Consider the following 20,335-nt stretch of genomic DNA (forward strand, 5'->3'; position numbering starts at 1 on the left):
GGCTTGCCGAAGACGAGCGCCGCGATACCGCCTGACCGGTTTCGCAACAGTCACTCAGAGGAGGCCGGCGTCGCGCACCTTCATGGCGACCTGCACGCGGTTGTCGGTCCCCAGCTTGGCGAAGATCCGGGTGACGTTCGCCTTCACGGTCGCGACGCTCATGTGCAGGCAGGCGGCGATCTCGGCGTTCGAGCTGCCGCGGGCCAGCTCGGTCGCGACCTCGCGCTCGCGCTCGGTGAGCCGGTCGATCTCCCGCCGCGCCTCCGGACTCGGTGACCCCTGTCCGCCCGCGGCCGCGGCGATCACCTGCCGTGCGACGCTCGGCGAGAGCACCGGCTCGCCCCGCGCCACGGCGCGGACCGCCTCGATCATCTTCGGTGGAGGCGTGTCCTTCAGCAGAAAGCCGTCGGCGCCGAGCCGCAGCGCCGACAGCACCATGTCGTCGGCGTCGAAGGTGGTGAGCACCAGGATCCGCGGCGGGTCCGGCCGGGCCAGCAGCAGCCCGGTGGTGGTCAGCCCGTCCTGCCCGGGCATCCGGATGTCCATCAGCACGACGTCGGGGGCGAGATCGCGGATCACCTCCATGGCGTGCAGACCGTCCCGGGCCTCGCCGACGATCTCCAGGTCGGGTTCGCCGCCGAGGATGAGCCGCAGCCCGGTCCGGACCATCGGGTCGTCGTCCACGAGCACCAGTCGGATCATGACGTCAAGCCTGCCACGGCAACCGGACATCGAGGACGAACAACCCGTTGTGTACGGAGTGCCGGAGAGTGCCGCCGGCCATCCGGGTCCGCTCGGCCAGGCCCACCAGGCCGAGCCTCCCGCCGGGGCCCGCGGGCGCGCCGGACGGCACCGGATTGCTCACCCGGATGCGCAGGCCGTGCCCCGGCCGCCCGCCGAGCTCGGCCGTCACCCGGCTGCCCGGGGCGTGCTTGCGCGCGTTGGTCAGGGCCTCCTGCACGATCCGGTACGCGTGGCGGCCGGTCTGCGCCGGGAGCAGCTCCCGGCCGTCCACGGTGTCGGCCACCTCGACCCGCTGACCGGCCGCGCGCACCTCGCCGAACAGGGTCTCCAGGTCGTCCAGGCCGGGCTGCGGAGGCTCCGGGGAGCCGTCGCGGCGGAGCGTGCCCAGCACGGTGCGGAGCTCGTTCAGCGACTGGTGCGCGTTCTGCTGGATCGCCAGGGCGACCTCCCGGGTCTCCTCGGCGGTGAGGTCCTTCCGGTACGCCAGGCCGCCGGCCAGCATCGACAGCAGGGAGATCCGGTGGGCCAGGACGTCGTGCATCTCCTGGGCGATCTTCACCCGCTCCGCGAGTCTGGCCTGCTCGATCCGCTGCGCCTGCTCGCGCCGCGCGGCCAGCGCCGTCTCCCGCCGGGAGGCGGCCAGGTCGCGGCGGCCGCGCAGGTACAGGCCGAGGACGGTCAGCGCGCCGAGGATGACGGTTCCGGTCGTCACGGAGATGACGGTCGCCTGGTCGTGCACGCCGCCCCAGGCGGTGGCGTACACGACCAGGCCCGCCCAGGACACGGCCGCGACCACGGCGATCCGGCGCCACCGGCGGTGCGTGCACAGGGACACGTACGCGACGTAGGCGGGGCCGACCGCCGTGGCGGAGAAGGCGGTGAGCAGGGCGGTGGCCAGGGCGACCGGCCACGGGTGGCGGCGGTGCCACCCCATCAGGACCAGTCCGGCCAGGCCGAGCCCCACGTCGGCCAGCGCCGCCGCCAGCCGGCCGGGGTCCTGGTGGGCGAGCACGACCCGGATGAGGCCGTGGAACAGCATCGGCGGCGCGGCGCACAGGTACGGCAGCGCGACGCCGAACCGGTCCAGGGGCGGCTGGTCCTCCGTACGGTCGTGCACGTCCCACAGCCTAGGAGCGGCCGGACGGGTCCCATAGCGACCAGGGTCGACCTCCGGAGCGACCAGGGTCGACTTCCGGGTGGCCGCAGGTCGACGGCCGGGGCGCCGGACCGCGCCCCGCGGCCGGTGGTCCTCGACCCCGGTCCGATGACCGGCGGCGCCGCGTCCGGTGGACTGGACGCATGATCGAATTCAACCGGGTCGGCAAGTCCTACGGAGGCGTGCGGGCACTCGACGACGTGTCCTTCACCGTCGGGGCGGGGAGCATCACCGGTTTCCTCGGGCCCAACGGCGCGGGCAAGTCCACGGCCATGCGCGTCCTGGCCGGGCTCTCCCGGCCGTCCTCGGGCGCGGCCACCGTGCTGGGCCGGCCGTACGCCGAGCTGGACCGGCCGGGCTCCCAGGTCGGCGTGCTGCTCGACGCGAGCGCCCAGCATCCCGGCCGCACCGGGCGGGAGGTCCTGACCCTGGGCGCGATGATGCTCGGCCTGCCGGCGTCACGGGTCGACGAGGTGCTCGACCTGGTCGGGCTGACAGGGCAGGAGGCCCGGCGCAGGGTCGGCGGCTACTCGCTGGGGATGAGGCAGCGGCTCGGCGTCGGGCACGCGCTCCTCGGCCGTCCCCGGGTGCTCGTCCTGGACGAGCCCGCCAACGGTCTCGACCCGCAGGGCATCCGGTGGATGCGCGGGCTGCTCCGCGGCCTCGCCGAGGCGGGCTGCGCGATCCTGCTCAGCTCGCACCTGCTGCACGAGGTCGAGCAGGTCGCCGACCGCATCGTGATGATCGGCCGCGGCCGCGTCCTCGCCCAGGGCACCCTCGCCGAGCTCGGCCGGGGCCGCAGCCTCGAACAGCTCTTCCTCGACCTGACCGCGACCACCGATCGGAGCCCGGCATGACCGCCACCGCGACGCCCGGCATGACCGCCGCCCCGACCCCGTTCCACCGGCTGCTGGCGGTCGAGGCCCGCAAACTCGTCGACACCCGCAGCGGCAAGGCCCTGGTCCTGGTCCTGGCCGGACTGGTCCCGGCGGCCGTGGCCGCGCGCGGCGCCGTCTCCGGCCCGGAACTGCAGGCCCTGGTCAACGCCGCCGGGATCGGGCCCGGGACCCTGCTGCCCGTGCTCGGCATCCTCACGGTGACCGGCGAGTGGAGCCACCGGACCGCCCTGACCACCTTCACGCTCGAACCCCGGCGCGGGCGCGTGCTGGCGGCCAAGTTCCTGCCCGCACTGGCCGCGGCCGTGGCGGCCTGCGTGCTCGCCGTACTGGCCGCGGTGCCGGCGACCGCCGTCACCGCCGCGGTCCAGGGCGTTCCGGCCGTCTGGGAGGTCGATCCCGCCGCCCTGCTGGGCTGGGCCGGGGTGCAGGTCCTCATGGTCGCGGAGGGACTGGGCATGGGCGTGCTGCTGCTGAACGCGCCGGCCGCGATCGTGATCTGCCTGGCCTCACCGATGGTGTGGGCCGTGGTCGGCAGGCTCGGCAGCGCCGGCGCGACCCTGGCGGAGTGGTTCGACCTGAACACCACCACCGGGCCCCTGATGTCCGGCGACCTGTCCGGAGGCGGAGCCGCCCGGCTGGCCGTGTCGGTGCTCGTCTGGATCGCCGTCCCGATGGCGGCCGGCGCGGTGCGGGTGATCCGCGGGGAGGTGCGCTGACGGGGACACCGGCCTGTCCGGGGCCTTCCGGCCGCGTCCCCGGCCCCGTGTCCCGGCGGATCGCGGACCCGGTGCGGGGACGGGGCCGGTGCGAAAACGGAACCGGGCGGCGCCTGGTGGGAGCCGCCCGGCGAGAAGGGATGTGGTCCCGGGCGGCGCCTCGTGGGAGCCGCCCGGGACCGTGCCGGTTCAGTGCCGGTTCAGTGCCGGTTCAGTGCCGGCTGAGTTCTGGTCGAGTGCCGGTTCAGCGCCGGTTCAGCGCCGGCCGATGGAGAACCAGTAGAAGCCGTGACCCGGCAGGGTGAGCAGGTACGGCAGCTCGCCGATGACGGGGAAGGGCACCCCGCCGCGGGCCTCGACCGGGGTCATGCCCTCGAAGCGCCGCAGGTCCAGCTGGACCGGCTGCGGGTACTTCGACAGGTTGTTGACGCAGAGCATCACGTCGTCGGCGTCCTCGCGCAGGAAGGTCAGCACCGCGGGGTTGTCCGACCACAGCTCGATGTACTCGCCGGTGCCGAAGACCGGGTGATGCTTGCGGATCCGCAGCATGTTCCGGGTGAAGTGCAGCAGCGACGAGCCGCTCTTCTGCTGCGCCTCCACGTTGACCGCCTGGTAGCCGTAGATCGGGTCCATGACGGCCGGGAGGTAGAGCCGGCCCGGGTCGGCGGTGGAGAAGCCCGCGTTGCGGTCCGGGCTCCACTGCATCGGGGTGCGGACCGCGTCGCGGTCCTCCAGCCAGATGTTGTCGCCCATGCCGATCTCGTCGCCGTAGTACATGACCGGCGAGCCCGGCAGGGAGAGCAGCAGCGCGGTGAACAGCTCGATCTGGTCGCGCTCGTTCTCCAGCAGCGGGGCCAGGCGGCGCCGGATGCCGAGGTAGGCCCGCATGCGCGGGTCCTTGGCGTACTCGGCGTGCATGTAGTCGCGCTCTTCCTCGGTGACCGTCTCCAGGGTCAGCTCGTCGTGGTTGCGCAGGAAGATGCCCCACTGGGCGCTGTCCGGGAGCTTCGGCGTCCGCGACATGATCTCGGAGATCGGCTCGCGGCTGCCCCGCCGCACCGCCATGAAGATGCGCGGCATCAGCGGGAAGTGGAACGCCATGTGGCACTCGTCGCCGCCGACGGCCGGGTCGCCGAAGTACTCGACCACGTCCTCGGGCCAGCCGTTGGCCTCGGCCAGCAGCACCCGGTCCGGGTAGAGGCGGTCCACCTCGGCGCGGACCTTCTTCAGGTAGGCGTGGGTCTCCGGCAGGCCGGAGCAGGTGGTGCCCTCGCGCTCGAACAGGTACGGCACCGCGTCCAGCCGGAAGCCGTCGATGCCCAGGTCCAGCCAGAACCGCAGCACCTCCAGCATGGCCTCCTGGACCGCCGGGTTCTCGTAGTTGAGGTCCGGCTGGTGGTGGAAGAAGCGGTGCCAGTAGTACTGCCTGCGGACCGGGTCGTAGGTCCAGTTGGACTCCTCGGCGCCGACGAAGATGATCGGCGCGTCGGGGTAGCCGGTCGGGTCGTCGGACCAGACGTAGAAGTCCCCGTAGGGGCCCTCGGGGTCGTGCCGGGAGGCCTGGAACCACGGGTGCCGGTCGCTGGTGTGGTTCATCACCAGGTCGGTGATGACCCGCAGGCCCCGCTTGTGGGCCTCCTCCACCAGCTCCACGAAGTCGGCCAGGTCGCCGAAGTCGGGGAGGATCTTCATGTAGTCGGAGATGTCGTAGCCGCCGTCGCGGAGCGGCGACTCGTACAGCGGGAGCAGCCACAGGCAGTCCACGCCGAGCCACTGGAGGTAGTCCAGCTTCTCGATCAGGCCGCGGATGTCTCCGGTGCCGTCTCCGTTGGAGTCCTTGAACCCCCGGACCAGCACCTCGTAGAAGACGGCTCGCTTGTACCACTGCGGATCGGCGGACACGAAGTCCTCGGAGACCGAATCCGGGCAGGGGGATGCGTTCATCATGTACTCGCTCACAATGAGGAAGGGCAGGACGAAGTCACCGGGTGCCCCGGCTGAATGATGTTTGGTGACCGCGCCGGCGGGAGCCGTCATCCCCACGAGCTCCATGCCCCCGGCCGGACCGAATTCGTGGTTCGGTGCCGGCCGTTGTAGCGCTTTCTGCGGCGAACACTACCAGCCGAGTGGATCGTGGGAAGCCCGATCGGAATCTCCGTCCGGACCGCCGGCCCGGAACCCGTGCCGAAGCCACGTAATCGCCCTGTCACCTGGTGTTTTCGCCGGTGAAACGCCGCAGGTGGACCGGTCCCGGCGGGTCCGGCCCGCCGATCGGATGGCGGGGACCTGTCCCGCCGACACGGCGCGGTATCCCCCGCACCCGGAAGCACTCATTGCCGTGTGTGTTCTTCCGCCTTCGTAGGGTAAAGCAGTATGGGAGTGTTGCTCCATGGGTACGGCGAGCCATATGAAAACGACTGTCGATATTTCCGACGGCCTGCTCCATGAAGCCCGGCGGCTCGCCCGGAGTGAGGGGACCACGCTGCGTGCTCTGGTCGAGGAGGGATTGCGCTCCGTCCTCGCCCGTCGTGCGGAGAAGGAGGGGTACACGCTGCCCGACGCCTCCGTGGGCGGGCAGGGCCTGCAACCGCAGCTCCGCGACGCCTCCTGGGAGGACGTGCGGGCACTGGTCTACGGTGATCGCCTGTGATCGCGGTCGACACGAACATCCTGGTCCACGCCCATCGCAGGGACAGCGAGTTCCACGCTCGCGCCGTGCCGAAGGTGAAGGCGCTGGCCGAGGGCCGGGCGGCGTGGGCGATCCCCTGGCCGTGCGTTCACGAGTTCTTCTCGGTCGCGACCCACCCGCGGGTGTACGCCCCGCCCAGCAGCACGGCGGATGCGATCGGTCAGATCGACGCCTGGCTGGGATCGCCGTCCCTCGTGCTCCTCGGCGAGGCGGAGAGCCACTGGCAGGTGCTCCGGAAGTCGCTGGAGGCGGGAAAGGTGACCGGTCCGCTGGTCCATGACGCGCGAATCGCCGCACTCTGCGCGGCGCACGGGGTCCGTGAGCTGTGGAGCATGGACCGGGACTTCAGCCGCTTTCCGGAACTGACCGTCCGCAACCCGCTCCGAGACTGAACCCGGGACGGGCCGGTCGCCGACCGAGGCTCATGTCGACCTTTCGATCCCGCGATCACCGCGCAACCTCCTTTTCCGCAGTATCCGGAGATTGTGCGGTGACCACGGCGGTGAAGCCTCAAGCCGGAACGGCGTGAAACATCATCGGAATGTCAGCAGGGGTCGGCGTGCTTGGGAGTGGCCGCGCCGGACAGGCGCACCGTCCCGGGCTTGTGGATGACAATCTTCTTCATCTGAGACTCCTTCGAACGCGAGAAATGATCATCGGCGATCGCCTGGAGAATAGTCTTTTAAAAGATCGTAGATGTCAATAGATGGAGATCCCCGAATGCGGGGAGCGGGTGGTCCTCAGAGGCCGGGTCGCGCGGTGACGGTGGCCAAGAAATCGGCGACCCGCTCCTGTTCCGGAACGCCGAGCGCACGATAGGCGCCGAGCGCCCATTCCAGCTCCGCGACGGCCGCGCCGGTGTCATCCGCGATGCGCGCGAGGCACCGGCCGATGCCTTCCGCCGCCCGTGCCTCCTCATGCCGGCTACCGGTCTCGCGAGCGAGACCGCGCGCCTCCTCATAAACCGCCATCGCATTCCGCGGTGTGTTCTCTCCGTCCAGGTACACCCGGCCGAGCCGGTTGAGCGCTTCGATCCGGCCGAGCCGGTCACCGGTTTCGGTGAATATCGCCAGGGCCTGCCGGAGCGTGTTCACCGCGGTCTCGTGGTCGCCGGTCAGATGGTGGACGAAGCCGAGTTCGCGCAGAGAGTCGGCTTCGCCGACCCGGTAGGGGAGCGCGCGGGCCAGCTCCAGCGCCTCGGCGGCGGCGGTCCTCGCGGCGGACGGCGCGCCGGTGAGGTACCGGACCACCGCCAGGCAGTTGAGCGCGTTCACCTGCCCCATCCGGTTCCCGAGTTCCCGGTAGAGGTCCAGGGACCGCGTCAGAGCGGCGGTGGCGGCGAGCTGGTCGCCGGTCAGCTGAAGTGTCACTCCGATGTTCTTCACCGTGTTCGCCTCGCCGAGCTGGTCACCCAGTTCTACGAAGAGAGCGAGTGCCGAGTCCAGATGACTTCTGGCGGCCGGGTAGTCGCCGGTCAGGTAGAGCACGAAACCGAGATTCTTGACGGCTTTGGCTTCTCCATGCCTATCATCTAGCTCGCGGAAGACGGCGAGTGCGCTGCCGAACGCTTCAATGGAGCCGGCGCAGTCGCCGGTGAGGTGCCGTACGGTGCCCAAGCTGTCGAGCGCTTCGGCTTCCCCCAGCCGATTTCCCGTTTCGCGATAGATGCCGATGGCGGAAAGTAGTTCGTCGGCCGCGAGCAGTGAATCACCAGTCGTGTAGCGAACGAGGGAGAGTTCGGTGAGCGCGTCCGCCTCACCGGCCCGATCATCTGCTTCCCGGAAAAGCGCCAGGGCCCGGGTGAGCGTCTCTCCGGAGAGTTTCAACTCTCCCGTCTTCCGCTGAGCGGCGCCGCTGTCCACGAGAGAGCGGGCGTATGAGCGCTTTGCATTTATTTCCATCTTGTCCTCGAGATTAACCGGTGGACGGGAATTGGATTCTAGCGATATGGTCCTCCATTTTGTAGGCTGAGTGATCTTCGGTGACGAAAGGTGATACCGCATGCCCGCAGCGCGGTCGCTCTGGCGGCATCGGGACTTCATGCTGCTCTGGGGCGGCCAGTCGGTCAGCATGTCCGGGACGGAGCTGAGCGCCCTGGCTCTGCCATTCGTCGCCATGACGGTGCTCTCGGCCTCGCCGCTCCAGGTCAGCCTGCTGAGCGCGGTCGGCTATCTCCCCCATCTGGTCGCCTCGCTACCGGTCGGCGCATGGTTGGAACGGCGGCGGCGGCGTGTGCTGATGGTGTGGTGCAACCTCTGCCAGGCCGTGGTGCTCGGGTCGGTCCCCCTCGCTGCGGCGGCCGGCGTGCTGAGCTTCACCCAGCTGTGCGTGGTGGCGCTGGCGGCGGCGCTGCTCGCGGTGGTCTTCGACACGGCGTACCAGAGCTACCTGCCGACCCTGCTCCGCGGCGACCAGCTGGTGGAGGGGCACGGCAAACTGGGCGTGTCGATGTCGTTCGCCACTGTCGCCGGGCAGGGCGGCGCCGGAGCCCTGATCACCCTGATCGGAGCCGCCCGGGCGGTGGCGGTGGACGCGATCTCGTACTTGGTCAGTGCGGTCTCCCTGATGCTGATCAGGACTCCCGAGCCGCCTCCGCCGCCGAGGCCGGCCGGTTCCCGGCTTCGCACGGACATGGCCGAGGGCCTGCGGTACGTGTTCGGTGACCCGTTGATGCGTCCCGTGGTCATCGCCAACGCCTTCGTGTCGGCCGCCATCGGCGGGGTGTGGGCGCTGTGGATCGTGTACGTCCACCGCGACCTGAACTGGACCGCAGCCGAGACCGGCGCCTGCATGGCGATCAGCGCTGCGGGAGGGATCGCCGGGGGACTGCTCGCCAGGCGTCTGGCCGACCGGCTGGGGCTCCCCCGCCTCATGCTGCTCGCGGTGACCGGGTACGCGCTCGACCTTGTCCCCACCCTGGTCGCCGGGCCGGGGACCGGAGGGTATCTGCTGGTCACGGTCGGTCACTGCCTGGCCATCGCCGTGCAGATGCTCTACATCACCGCCAACCGCAGCTTCCGCCAGCTCATCTGCCCGCCCGGGCTCATGGGCCGGATGAACGCCACCTCCCGCTGGCTGGCGCTGGGCTGCAAACCGCTGTTCGCCCTGCTCTTCGGCCTGCTGGCCACCTGGCTCGGTCTCTGGACGGCCCTCGCCGCCGGAGCACTGCTCTTCTCTGTTCCCACCGTCGTCATGGTCGCCTCGCCGCTGCGGTCGCTCCGCGAGGTGCCCGTCCACCCCGAACACGTTCTCCGCTCCTAGGAGGGAATCCACGATGCTGCTCTCGGTCGATGCCGACGGACGCTCGCGCGGCGTCTACCCGGTCGCCGCCGCCCTGGCGCACGCCCTGGTGCCCGCCGCGATGGAACGCCACCCCGAGCTGGTCACCGCGCACGACGTGGAGCTCCGTGCCGTCGCCCCGGACCTGGGCGTCCCGGCTCGCCGCCGGTCCATCGCCGCGCAGCTCTCCAGGCCCGAGCGGATCCTGGTGCCGGGCTCCCGGCACACCCTGCGCATCGCCAACGGCCTGGCGGAGTTCGTCCGCGACCACCTGACGGCCGTCGGGGGTGCGGTGACCCTGGCCGTCGGGAACATCGACCGCGCCGACGCCACCGACCGGGAGTTCCTCGAGGTCGCCGGAAGGCGGGTGGACGGGAGCCTGCTCAGGGTCATCGAGGGCGGGCCGGTGCCGTACGAGCCCCTCACCCCGGCCGAGCACGACGGGCGAGCCGACGAACTGGAGGCGTCCGGGTCGATCCGCCCGCAGTTCGGAGAGATCGCCTTCCACCGGGAGCGGGGGAGCGATCGTGGGCTCGCGGTGAAGGCGCTGCGGGAGGCCATGAGCCGCTGCCTCATGGAGGGCTTCCACCACGCCGCCGCGGATCGCGGGGAGCGCGCGCTGGAGTTGCTCACTCCTGATACGGACCTGGACGTCTGGTGGCGGACCGCGTACGGCACGGCACTGGCCTACTCGGCGATCGACCGAGAGGAGGAGGCGCGGGCGCTGCTCGACGAAGCGCGCAGAAGGGGCGTCGAGCCGAAGGCCCGCGCGACGGCGGCCTACGCCACCGCGATGCTGCTGGTGCGCCATCACCTCCCCGCCCGCCGGGACCCGGAGGAGGCGATGGCGTGGATCAACGAGGCGGTCACCATCACCTCGCTCCTGCCCGACCGGCGTGAACGGGCCTTCCACCTGAGCTTCGACCTCAACGGCGCCGCCCTGGTGCAGCTGCGCCGCGGCAGACTTCCGGACGCGCTCGAACTGGTCCAGGAGGCGGTCGAACTCGCCGAACGCGACCTGGAGGAGGGAGAGCACCCGATCCACCGCTTGGTGCTGAGAGCCAACCGGGGGAGTCTCCTGGCGATGGTGGGAGAACCGGGGAAGGCGCTGAGCGACCTGGACGCGGCGATCGCCGCAGACCCGGGGTACCCCGACTACTACATCGACCGCGGCAACCTCCTGCACCGGCTGGGACGGACCGCCGAGGCCGTGGCCGACTACGAGACCGCGGCGCGGGTGGGGCTGCCCTTCCCCGAGCCCTACTACAACCGTGCCGAGATCCGCTTCGAGGAGGGCGACCTCGGCGGAGCGCTCGCCGATCTCGACTACGTCCTCGAACTCGATCCGGGCTTCGTCGACGCCTACGCCAACCGGGCCGGGATCCGGGCGGCACACGGCGATCACGAGGGGGCGCGGGCCGACGCTGTACGCGGTCTCGAGCTGGATCCGCGCAACGTCCACCTGCTGTCGGCGCTCGGACAGGCGGAGACCGCCGCGGGCCGCCACGCGGAGGCCCGCAGGGCCTTCGACGCCGCCCTGGAGATCGACCCCCATGCCACGGCGACCCTGGCCAGCCGAGGCGCGCTCGCCTACGAGTCCGGCGATCTCGAAGCCGCGCTCGCCGATCTGAGCTGTGCCATCGACCTGGAGGAGAACCCCGCCTATCTGTTCAACAGGGCCATGGTGCTCCGCGACCTTCGCAGGATCGGGACCGCCCGGCGCGATCTGGTACGCGCCGCCGCGCTGGATCCGGATGATGAGGACATACGACGGGAACTGGACAGGCTTCGGACGGTATGAAGGGAGGACCGCCGTGCTCGGTGATCCGCTGCTGCCCGAGGCCGTCGCTCGCGCGCTGGGGCAATACCGGGCGCTGCGCGACCGGCACGGGGTGTGCTGGGGAGAGGAGCTCATCCCGTACGTCGGGGAGGTGCGCACCAGCGAGTACCTGATGGGAGGTCACGACTACTGGAGCGCCTGTTTCGCCCAGCTGGGCGGTGCCGCACGCCGCGACCTGGACGCGCGCATGGGCGAGCTGGACCTGGACCGGGTGGTGCGCGACGCGCTGGCCGGTGACGTGCCGGACAACCTGGCGGTCCTGCGCCTCACCCCGGACGGCGCCGTGCTCCGGGCCGTGACCGCGGTCGTGCTCGACGACACGCCGCTGGAGACGACGCTGCTGCTGGACTCCGGCAGGGACGGGCCGGTCACGGTCCTCGTCGACGGCACGCCGTACGAGGTGGCGCCGCACGGGGCGCGGCTGGTCGGGATCGACGCCGCCGCCCGGGTGGTCGTCGAGGGGGAGCGGGTGGACCTGGGCGTGCTCAGCCGGCGCGCGGACCGGGCGAGGATCAGGCTGCGCGCGGGCTTCCCGTGCCGGTGGAGCGTGACCGGGGCGAACGGGCAGGGCTGGTACCCGCCCGGGGCGCCGCGCGCGCTCGACCACCACCGCAGGCCGTACTTCCACGGCGACGACCTGCTGCTGGACGTGCCCGCCGAGCAGATCACCGTGGCGGTGACGCGGGGCATGGAGTACACCACCGCCGAGCTCGCGCTCCGGCCCGCGCCCGGGGAGGAGCGGCTGGTGGAGCTGCGTCCCGAGCGGCTCTACGACGCCGCGGCCCGCGGCTGGTACGGCGGAGACCTGCACGTGCACCTCAACTGGATGGGCGACGAGCCCGCGGCGCCCGCCCGGGCCGCGGCCGTCCAGCACGGTGAGGACCTGCACGTGCTGAACCTGGTGGCGGGCAACGTCGCGGGGGAGCGCGTCTACGACCGGGAGGCGCTGGCGCACTGGGCGGGCGAGGACCTGCCCTGGTCGGACGAGCGGCACCTGGCCAGGTTCGGCGTGGAGTACCGCAACGACCTGCTCGGGCACGTCACGGCGTTCGGGCTGTCCGCTCCGCCCGGGCGTTTCCACTCCGGGTTCGCCGGCGGGCCCGACGCCGAGCCCAACAGCGCGGCGCTGGAGGAACTGCGGAGGCTGGGCGCCGTCACCGGCTACGGGCACCCCTTCCACACCGACCTGGCGGAGGACGACCCACCGGAGCGGGGCGTGGCGGCCGGGCGGAACTGCTCGGCGCGCGAGATCGTCGCCGACGCCGCGCTCGGACTGGTGGACGCGCTCGACGTGCTCAACCACTCGTCCATCCGGGCCACGGCGGTGGTCTACCGGCACCTGGTCGGAGCCGGCTGCCGCCTGGCCGTCACGGCCGGCAGCGACTCGGTGCTGTCCATCTCGCGTCGCGGCACCGCCTCCAGCCCGGCGGGCTGGCAGCGGGTGTACGCCCGCGTCGAGGGCCCGCTCACCGCGGAGTCCTTCGCCGAGGCGGTCCGCCGGGGGCGGACCTTCGCCACCACCGGCCCCTGGCTGTGGCTCTCGGTCGACGGGCACGGGCCGGGCGACACGCTGGAGCTCGCCGCGGGCGACCGGGTCCGGATCCGGGCCGGGGTGATCGGGCCCGAGGCGGAGCGGCTGGAGATCCGCACCGGCGACGGCGTCCTCGCGTGCGGTCCGCCGGACGGGCTGACCGCCGAACTGGTGGTGCGCGAGCCGACGTACGTGGTCGCGGTCGCCACCGGGGGACCGCATCCGCGGTCGTGCCATCCGTCCGGCGCCTACGCCCACACCAGCCCCGTCTACCTCGACGTGGCGGGCGCGCACGTGGCCAGGCGGGCCGACCTGGAATGGTGCCTGGGCTGGCTGGACCGGCTCGGGACCCTGCTCCGGGAGGACGGCCGGTTCGCCTCCGACGAGCAGTACCGGGCCCACCTCGACCTGTACCGCCGGGCCGGGGAGGTCTACCGCTCACGGCTCGGACACCGGTAGCCGCACCCGCCGGCGGCATCGGACACGCCGCCTCCGCGGACGGTCATTTCCAAGCGCGGTCAGCGGCCGGAGCAGGTCTCCCGCCTGCGCCGTTGGTAGGCCAGCGTGGCCAGTCCCAGCCCGATGCCCCACGGCAGCCAGAGCAGCGCGGGGGCGCCGCTGCCCGTGACGGGCAGTCCGTCGAGGACGATCTGCCGGTACGGCGCCATCCCGGCCGTGATCACGGCGACGGTCACGACCGCGGCGGGGACCACGGCCGGTGCCACGGGCACGCGCCGGCCGCCCAGGTAGGGTACCCACTCCGGCAGAACCGTGCCCCAGCGCATGGACAGCCCGAGGGTGAGCAGCGCACCGGCCGCGGCGGACAGGGGAAGGCCGTACACGACCAGCGGCCCGAGCGCCTTCGCCTCCAGGTCGGCCAGCAGGTCGTGGATGAAACGCCGGTCCACGCCCAGCGGAATGCCGAGGACCCACACCGCCCGTTGCACCGCGTACGGCAGTGGCGCGACCACCGCCACCGCGGTCGCCCAGCGGCCGATCCGGGCCCAGCGCGCCGCCGCACCCGGCGCGGCGTGCGGCCGGTCGCACCGCGGGCACCGGGGGCCGCTCAGCAGCGACGCCGCCGTACCGGCGAGCAGCGCCCCGCCGAGAGCGCACAGCAGCTGGTTCACCACCGGCCAGTCCACGAGGCCGACGTATCCCTGCAGCCCGTAGGCCATGCTCTGGAGCACCCGGACGTCGGGCACCACCAGCAGCAGCGGGGCCGCCGCCGCCAGGAGCACCGCGGCCGCCGCCCGGCGCGGGATCCGGCGCGTCTGCAGCGATCGCCCGCCCAGCGCGGCGACCAGGCCGGCCGCGCAGCCGAGGGCGATGACGAGGCCGGTCGGTCCCGGCTCGGCGGCGGCCAGCCAGCTCCCCATGTCCTCGGCCCTGGGGTCGCCGACGCCGAGAGGGAAGCCGGCACCGCCGGACGCCCAGTACACGGCGAGGGTGCCGTAGGCCAGGCACCACAGGGCGGCCGCGTAGGGGAGCAGTCCCCCCAGCCGCTCCAGCACGCGGCCGCCTCGCCGCGCGGTCACCACCTCGGCCGCGGTCATCGGCGTCCTCCGAGCCGGGATCCGAGCGGAGCGCCGGGACGGCACGCCCCGTGGGGCGGATGCGAACGGGTCATGTCTTCTCCTGAGGTCTGCCGCCGCCCCTGTGAGCGGCACGCATTCCGGAGAGTCGCAGCCGTCCCGGTGGCCGCGGTATCCGCCGATCGGCAGATGTGGGCCGCGCCGGGCACGCTCTATGGTGGGTCCGTGATCGACAGTGGCGTCACCGGTGAGCCGGAGCGAGGGGGCGTCGAACGCCTCGCCACGCGCGTGCTCCTGACCGCCGCCCCGCTGGCCGCCGCCCTCGCCCTGGCCTTGGCGCTGCACCCCGGCGCGGGCCCGCTGCTGACGGTGCCCGCCACTTCGGCGCTGGGCGCGCTGGGCGTGCTGGTCGCCGGGGGGCCGCGCGTCCGGCGGATCATCGGTACGGCGGTCGGTGCGGTCTGCCTCGTCACGATCGTCTGCGTCACCGTGTGGTTCACCGGCTCGCCCTCGGGCCCCGGCGGTTCGTGGCCGCTGCTGCACGCCATGGCGCTGACGGTCATGGCGGCCCTGGTGTGCCGGTGGTCGCCGGTCCGGGAAGTCGCCGCCGCGGGCACGCTGTCCGTGCTCGCCTCGGCGGCCCTCGGCCTCCCGATCACGGGCCCGCCGCGGGGGATCTGGTGGGAGCCCATCGCGGTCTGCGCGTTCTGGTCGCTCCCCGCGGTCGTGGGCGCCGGGGCCGGCGGTTACCTGCGCTGGCTGGACGCGCGCAGGGTCCAGGCGGTACGGCAGGCCCGCCGGGCGCAACGCGTCCAGCTCGCCGGCGACCTGCACGACTTCGTGGCCCACGACGTCAGCGCCATGGTCGTCCAGGCCCAGGCCGCCCAGGTGCTGCTCCGCGGGGATCCCGACGAGGCCGCGAGGGTGCTGCGGCGGATCGAGTCGGACGGCACCCGCGCGCTCGCCTCGATGGACCGGACGATCCGGATGCTGCGCGAACTGGAGTACAGCGCGGGCACCGGCCGTACGACGTCGCCCGGCGCGAGCGAACTGCCCGAGCTGATCGCGCGCTACGCGGGCAGCGGCGCGGGCCCGATCGAGCTGGACATGGCCCCGGGACTGGACCGGGCACTCCACCAGGAGGCGAGCACGGCCGTTTACCGCGTGGTGGTCGAGGCGCTCACGAACGTGCGCCGGCACGCCCGCCCCGGCTGCTCGGTCACCGTCGAGCTGACCGGGTCCGCGGGAGCCGGCGTCGTGCTCACCGTCACCGACCAGGCGGGCGACTCCGACCGGCTCCCGCGTGACCTCACAGGACGGCGCCGCGGCGGAGTGGGCCTGGCCGGTCTGGCCGAGCGGATCGAGGCGCTCGGCGGCGTCTTCACCGCCGGGCCCGTCCCTCCGGCGGGCTGGCGGGTCCGCGCCGAGCTTCCCGCCGCTCACCTGGAGCCGGTGCCATGACGATCCGGGTGCTCATCGCCGACGACCAGGAGCAGGTCAGGTTCGGGTTCCGCACCATTCTGGGGGCCGCTCCGGACATCGAGGTGGTCGGCCAGGCCGCCGACGGCGTGGAGGCCTTGGAGCTGGCCGGACGGCTCCGGCCCGACGTGGTGATCGCCGACATCCGGATGCCGCGGATGGACGGGCTGGAACTGACCCGGCTCCTCTGCTCCCCCGACACGCCGGTGGGCGCGCGAGTGGTCGTGGTCACCACCTACGACCTGGACGCCTACGTGCACACCGCGCTGCGCCACGGCGCCTGCGGCTTCCTGCTCAAGCACTCGGGTTCCGGGCTGCTGGTCGAGGCGGTACGCGCTGCGATGACCGGTGACGCGCTGATCAGCCCGTCGGTGACGGTCCGGCTGCTGCGCGAGCTGTCCGGACGGCACGAGGAGCCGGGCCGGGCGCAGCCGCTGACCGACCGGGAGCTGGACATCGTCTCCCTGGTCGCCGACGGCCGGACCAACGCGGAGATCGGCGCCGAGCTGTACATCACCGCCGGGACCGTCAAGACCCATCTCGCCCACATCCAGCGCAAGCTCGGCGTGCGCAACCGGGTCGGCATCGCCGCGTGGGCCTGGGAGACGGGCCATCGGCAGCCCGGGCACTGACCGGCTCCGGTCCAGTCGCGCAGCCGGCGCCGGCGGGTCACTCCCAGGGCGGGGTGAGGTCGCCGGCCCGGTCGGCGCGCTCGTCCAGCCAGGCGCCGAACAGGACCAGGCTCCGCACCCAGAACCGGTCGTTCCAGCCGTTGAAGCGGGCCAGCGCGTCCGGACCCTCGGCGACCACGGCGTGCAGGTGCTCCGAGAGCAGCGACGGCACGGCCTGCGCGACCCGGGTCAGCATGGCGTGGCCGTAGCCGCGGGCCGGCGCGGCGGCCGAGCGGAGCGGGACCCGCTGGAGCGGCTGCTTGACCACGTTGGTCGAGGGCAGCGCGGCCACGCGGGGGTTGGCGGCGTACAGGACCTCCCGGTAGAACCGGCCCTTGTCCTTGCGGGCGACGCCCACCGAGAGCGCGGCGTCGAAGAAGTCCGGATGCGTGAACGGCGCCGCGAACGAGACCTCGGGGCCGACCAGGTTGACGGGGGAGCGGGCGATGCCCCGGGCGGTGCGGGTGTGCAGCACCGACAGCGGCAGCTCGGCCCGGTGGCCGTTGAGCATGGAGGTCGACTGGGCGAACGCGGTGCGGACCGAGTCGGAGATCCACTCCGCCGCCCGCTCCGACAGGAACGGCGCCGAGGGCGCGCCCAGCGCGAGCGAGCCGAGCAGCGCGGCCTTGCGCTCGGCCTCCGTGGAGGCCTCCAGCGCGGCCCCGCTGACCATGAAGTTCTTCAGCAGCGGCCCGCCGGCCAGGCCGTCCACCAGGGTCCGCCCGGCGCGGTGCACCTCGCGGGCGAACGGGGCGTACCAGGCGTGGTGCGGGGTGAGGAACTCCAGCCTGCGGGCGACGGCCAGCGCGTCGGCGGGGTAGGCGGCGGGGTCCTGGGGGATCACCCGGTGCCGCACGCCGAGCTCGCGGGTGATCGCGCGGGCGAAGGCGATGTCGGTGTCGGTGCCGTCGTCCGGGCTGGTCGTCCACGACTCCACGTCCGCGCCCCGGGCCACCGCCACCGAGCAGAGCAGCCGCGAGTCGTATCCGCCGCTGACCGGCACCAGCAGCGGCCGGGAGTCGAACTCCTTGTAGACCTCGTGCAGGATCTCCAGGATCTCCCCGGCGCTGCGGCCCGCCTCGAACGGCTCCTCGCGCAGCCAGCGGGGCAGCCGCCGCTCGACCGCGATCCGCCCCGACCGCTTGCCGAGGACCAGCGCGCTGCTCCCGGCCAGCCGCTTGACCTGCGCGTACGGGGTGTCGTCGCGGAGCGGGAAGGTGAGCTGGACGATCGCCGCCCAGGCGTCCCAGTCGACCTCGTACGGCGTGCGCGCCAGTGCCAGCAGCGGCTCCAGCAGCGAGGAGAAGTAGACGGCCCCGCCGACGGAGACGTAGTAGACGTCCACCAGTCCCAGGCCGCCGGCGTGCAGTGTGACCCGGTCGCCGTCGTCGATCAGGCCGGGCGTCTCGTAGGTCTCGGCCACGGTGATCCACGGCGCGGGCCCGGACGGCCGGCGCTCCCCCCAGGCGAACGCCCAGGTGCCCGAGTCCGTCCGCGCCGAGTCCTCGCGTGCGGCGTCCGGGCGCGCCGGGTCCCCGCCTCCGGCGGCCTCCCGCCCGGCGCCCCCCTGCCCGGCGTCCTGCGGTCCGGTGCTCCCGCGCCCGGGCTCGGGACCCCGGTGGTAGGGCGGCAGCGGCGCGGAGCTGAACAGCGCCGCCTCGGCGGTCCGCAGCGCCGGCCGCACCCGCGGCCCGGCCTCGCGCAGGGCGGCCAGGACGGCCTCGTCGAGCCGGCCGACGCCGCCGCAGACGTACGGCCTCACATTGAACGTCGGCCACTGCACCGTGCTGACTCCTCTGTGTCGGGATTGACCAAAGGGTATCCTTTCGCCCGGCTCAGGAATCGGAGGACGACGTGGCGAGCGAGCGACTCGAGAGCACGCGGCAGGCGTTGCGGGAGGCCATGGCCCAGGCGGAGCGGGCCGCGGAGCTGGCCCGCCTGCTCGACGCGGCCCAGGCGAGGATCGCCGACGCCGAGCGCGCGGTCGGGGAGCTGCGCGACGTCCGGGAGCGGCTGGCCGAGGCGGAGGAACGGCTGGCCGAGGCCAGGACCGCGGAGGCGGCGCTGCGCAGGGAGCTGGCCGAGCAGCGCTACCAGACCGAGGTGGCCCGGTGGAAGCTCTCGTCGGTGCAGGTGGCGCGCTGGTCCCGGATCGGTGACGCGATCAAGACCGGCAAGAGCAACCCGGTGCGGCTGGCCCGCGGCCTGCGCGGCGCCGCCAGGCCCGCCCAGCGCCCGGCCGCGCCCAAGCGGCAGCCGGTCCCCGAGCCCCGCGACCAGGCCAGGCCGGCGCCCCCCGGCGCGGCCTTCCAGGCCACCACGTCCACCAGGACGCTGGACGGCGCGTCGTTCCGGCTCAAGCCCTTCCGCGTCCCCACCGGCCCGAACACCCGCCCGCACCTGACCGCCGCCGTCGTCGCCGACCCGCACGCCGAGGCCCTGCTGCGCTACGAGTGGCGGCAGACCACCGGGTTCACCCCCCGGGACTTCGCCCGCGTGCTGGCCGCCGAGGTGCCGCACCTGCTGCTGGTGGAGTCGGTCACGCAGGGGCCCTGGGCCGAGGAGCTGCGCGAGCCCGGTGAGGGACTGCGTGCGCTGCTGGCCTGGTGCGCCGAGCGGGGCATCCGCACGGTCTTCTGGCACACCGGGGGAGAGGTCGCCGAGCTGGCCGCCGCGGCCGGGCTGTTCGAGCACATCGTCACCGCGCGGACGGCGTCGGTCCAGGAGTGGGGCGCCGTGCTGGCCACGGCGGAGCCGCAGCCCGGCCGCCGGGCGCCCTCCCTGGGCCTGCTGCCGTTCGCGGTCCAGCCGCGGGTGCACAACCCCCTGCCGCTGGCCTCCGGCCGGTTCGACCGGGTGCTCTCCCTGGAGGAGCTGCTCCCCGGCCACCTGTCCTACCCGGACGTGCTCACCTCCTACCGCTGGCCGAAGGCCGTGGACTGCCCGCCCGGCACCGAGACGTGGCGGCTGGCCGAGCTGGCCGCCTGCGGCACGCCGATCGGCGCGCCCGAGGGCGGTGAGCCCGACAGGCGCAGGGCGCACGCCGCGCTCCGGCAGGCCTACGCCTCCGGCACGATGACCGACAAGGTGGACGACCTGCTCGACGCGGTCGGCCTGCCGAGCGCCCGGCCGACCCTGGGCATCTCGGTGATCATGCTCGACCGGGGCGACCCCGAGCGCGCGCTGGCCCTCCTCACGCCGCAGCAGGGCGTCGTCCAGCTGGTGCTGCTCTCGCAGTCCGGGGACGAGGAGGCGGCCGAGGAGGCGGAGCGGCGCGCCCGCGCCGTGCTGGACGGGCACGTGGGCGTGGTGGTCCGCCGCGCAGACCCGGGGCTCACCACCGGCGCCCTGCTCGACCGGGCCCTGGACCTGTGCGAGGGCGACCTGGTGGCCGTCATGGACGCCCGGGACTCCTACGGCGAGCACTATCTGACCGACCTCGCCCGGGTCTTCACGTTCACCACCGCCGACATCGCCGGCAAGGCGGCCTACCACGCCCACCTGCGCGACGTCGGCGCGACCGTGCTGCGCCGTCCCGACGCCGAGTACTCCTACCTGCCCGAGGTGACCGGGGCCACCCTGCTGGGCCGCAGGAACGTGCTGCGTTCCCTCGGCTTCGCCGACCTGTCCGAGGGCTGGGACGAGGTCCTGATGCGGCAGTGCCGCACCGACGGGGTCAAGGTCTTCTCCGCCGACCGCTACGGGTACGTCTGCCTCCGTGACCACGACGCCGACCTGCTCGGCTCGGCCCGGCTGGTCGAGTACGGCCCCGCCGAGCCGCACGCGCTGGTCTGAT

At 73.1% G+C, this 20,335-nt stretch carries 16 protein-coding genes; 10 read left to right on the top strand and 6 right to left on the bottom strand.

The window, feature by feature from the left end; translation table 11 throughout:
• Positions 1 to 54: 54 nt before the first annotated feature.
• Together IEZ07_RS17955 and IEZ07_RS17960 are read right to left on the bottom strand one after the other, a co-directional pair.
• Positions 55 to 702, bottom strand: a complete 648-nt coding sequence (locus IEZ07_RS17955; RefSeq protein ID WP_191895811.1) for a response regulator — start codon at positions 700 to 702, stop codon at positions 55 to 57.
• Between the two features lie 4 nt (positions 703 to 706).
• Positions 707 to 1,861 carry a sensor histidine kinase gene (locus tag IEZ07_RS17960; RefSeq protein ID WP_191895812.1) on the bottom strand — a complete coding sequence of 385 codons (1,155 nt, stop codon included), beginning with the start codon at positions 1,859 to 1,861 and terminating at the stop codon, positions 707 to 709.
• 182 nt (positions 1,862 to 2,043) lie between these two features.
• On the opposite strand from IEZ07_RS17960, the gene IEZ07_RS17965 reads away from it, so the two are divergent.
• Complete coding sequence (locus IEZ07_RS17965) at positions 2,044 to 2,757, top strand: ABC transporter ATP-binding protein (RefSeq protein WP_191895813.1); 714 nt, start codon at positions 2,044 to 2,046, stop codon at positions 2,755 to 2,757.
• Positions 2,754 to 3,515: an ABC transporter permease gene (locus IEZ07_RS17970; protein WP_191895814.1), complete on the top strand. Its 762-nt coding sequence runs from the start codon at positions 2,754 to 2,756 to the stop codon at positions 3,513 to 3,515. Before IEZ07_RS17965 ends, IEZ07_RS17970 begins: the two co-directional genes overlap by 4 nt.
• Positions 3,516 to 3,770: 255 nt before the next feature.
• On the opposite strand, the gene treS is transcribed toward IEZ07_RS17970, so the two are convergent.
• Complete coding sequence (treS, locus tag IEZ07_RS17975) at positions 3,771 to 5,459, bottom strand: maltose alpha-D-glucosyltransferase (protein WP_191895986.1); 1,689 nt, start codon at positions 5,457 to 5,459, stop codon at positions 3,771 to 3,773.
• Positions 5,460 to 5,922: 463 nt separating this feature from the next.
• Here treS and IEZ07_RS17980 point away from each other — a divergent pair, with 463 nt between their 5' ends.
• Together IEZ07_RS17980 and IEZ07_RS17985 are read left to right on the top strand one after the other, a co-directional pair.
• Positions 5,923 to 6,165, top strand: a complete 243-nt coding sequence (locus IEZ07_RS17980; RefSeq protein WP_204054426.1) for a type II toxin-antitoxin system VapB family antitoxin — start codon at positions 5,923 to 5,925, stop codon at positions 6,163 to 6,165.
• Positions 6,162 to 6,596: a type II toxin-antitoxin system VapC family toxin gene (locus IEZ07_RS17985; RefSeq protein ID WP_191895816.1), complete on the top strand. Its 435-nt coding sequence runs from the start codon at positions 6,162 to 6,164 to the stop codon at positions 6,594 to 6,596. The genes IEZ07_RS17980 and IEZ07_RS17985 overlap by 4 nt, the downstream gene beginning before the upstream one ends.
• A gap of 348 nt (positions 6,597 to 6,944) precedes the next feature.
• Here IEZ07_RS17985 and IEZ07_RS17990 read toward each other — a convergent pair whose 3' ends face one another.
• Positions 6,945 to 8,066 carry a tetratricopeptide repeat protein gene (locus IEZ07_RS17990; RefSeq protein WP_191895817.1) on the bottom strand — a complete coding sequence of 374 codons (1,122 nt, stop codon included), beginning with the start codon at positions 8,064 to 8,066 and terminating at the stop codon, positions 6,945 to 6,947.
• A 139-nt stretch (positions 8,067 to 8,205) separates the two neighbouring features.
• Here IEZ07_RS17990 and IEZ07_RS17995 point away from each other — a divergent pair, with 139 nt between their 5' ends.
• From IEZ07_RS17995 to IEZ07_RS18005, 3 genes are read left to right on the top strand one after another with little or no spacing between them, the layout of a single operon-like run.
• Positions 8,206 to 9,465: an MFS transporter gene (locus IEZ07_RS17995; RefSeq protein ID WP_191895818.1), complete on the top strand. Its 1,260-nt coding sequence runs from the start codon at positions 8,206 to 8,208 to the stop codon at positions 9,463 to 9,465.
• Between the two features lie 13 nt (positions 9,466 to 9,478).
• Complete coding sequence (locus IEZ07_RS18000) at positions 9,479 to 11,284, top strand: tetratricopeptide repeat protein (protein WP_191895819.1); 1,806 nt, start codon at positions 9,479 to 9,481, stop codon at positions 11,282 to 11,284.
• Positions 11,285 to 11,297: 13 nt separating this feature from the next.
• Complete coding sequence (locus tag IEZ07_RS18005) at positions 11,298 to 13,313, top strand: CehA/McbA family metallohydrolase (RefSeq protein ID WP_239320160.1); 2,016 nt, start codon at positions 11,298 to 11,300, stop codon at positions 13,311 to 13,313.
• A gap of 59 nt (positions 13,314 to 13,372) precedes the next feature.
• On the opposite strand, the gene IEZ07_RS18010 is transcribed toward IEZ07_RS18005, so the two are convergent.
• Complete coding sequence (locus tag IEZ07_RS18010; protein ID WP_191895820.1) at positions 13,373 to 14,410, bottom strand: hypothetical protein; 1,038 nt, start codon at positions 14,408 to 14,410, stop codon at positions 13,373 to 13,375.
• A 204-nt stretch (positions 14,411 to 14,614) separates the two neighbouring features.
• Here IEZ07_RS18010 and IEZ07_RS18015 point away from each other — a divergent pair, with 204 nt between their 5' ends.
• Together IEZ07_RS18015 and IEZ07_RS18020 are read left to right on the top strand one after the other, a co-directional pair.
• Entirely contained in the window at positions 14,615 to 15,850 is a 1,236-nt protein-coding gene (locus tag IEZ07_RS18015) for a sensor histidine kinase (RefSeq protein ID WP_191895821.1), read from the top strand.
• On the top strand, positions 15,847 to 16,500 hold the full coding sequence (locus IEZ07_RS18020) for a response regulator (RefSeq protein WP_191895822.1): 654 nt from the start codon (positions 15,847 to 15,849) through the stop codon (positions 16,498 to 16,500). The genes IEZ07_RS18015 and IEZ07_RS18020 overlap by 4 nt, the downstream gene beginning before the upstream one ends.
• A 37-nt stretch (positions 16,501 to 16,537) precedes the next feature.
• Here IEZ07_RS18020 and IEZ07_RS18025 read toward each other — a convergent pair whose 3' ends face one another.
• The gene (locus tag IEZ07_RS18025; RefSeq protein ID WP_239320157.1) at positions 16,538 to 18,322 is read right to left on the bottom strand and encodes an asparagine synthetase B family protein; all 1,785 of its coding nucleotides are present in this window, start codon (positions 18,320 to 18,322) and stop codon (positions 16,538 to 16,540) included.
• A gap of 71 nt (positions 18,323 to 18,393) precedes the next feature.
• On the opposite strand from IEZ07_RS18025, the gene IEZ07_RS18030 reads away from it, so the two are divergent.
• Entirely contained in the window at positions 18,394 to 20,334 is a 1,941-nt protein-coding gene (locus IEZ07_RS18030; protein ID WP_239320154.1) for a hypothetical protein, read from the top strand.
• Position 20,335: the final 1 nt, after the last annotated feature.

It is taken from the genome of Planomonospora parontospora, from assembly GCA_014647935.1.
GTDB lineage: Bacteria > Actinomycetota > Actinomycetes > Streptosporangiales > Streptosporangiaceae > Planomonospora > Planomonospora parontospora.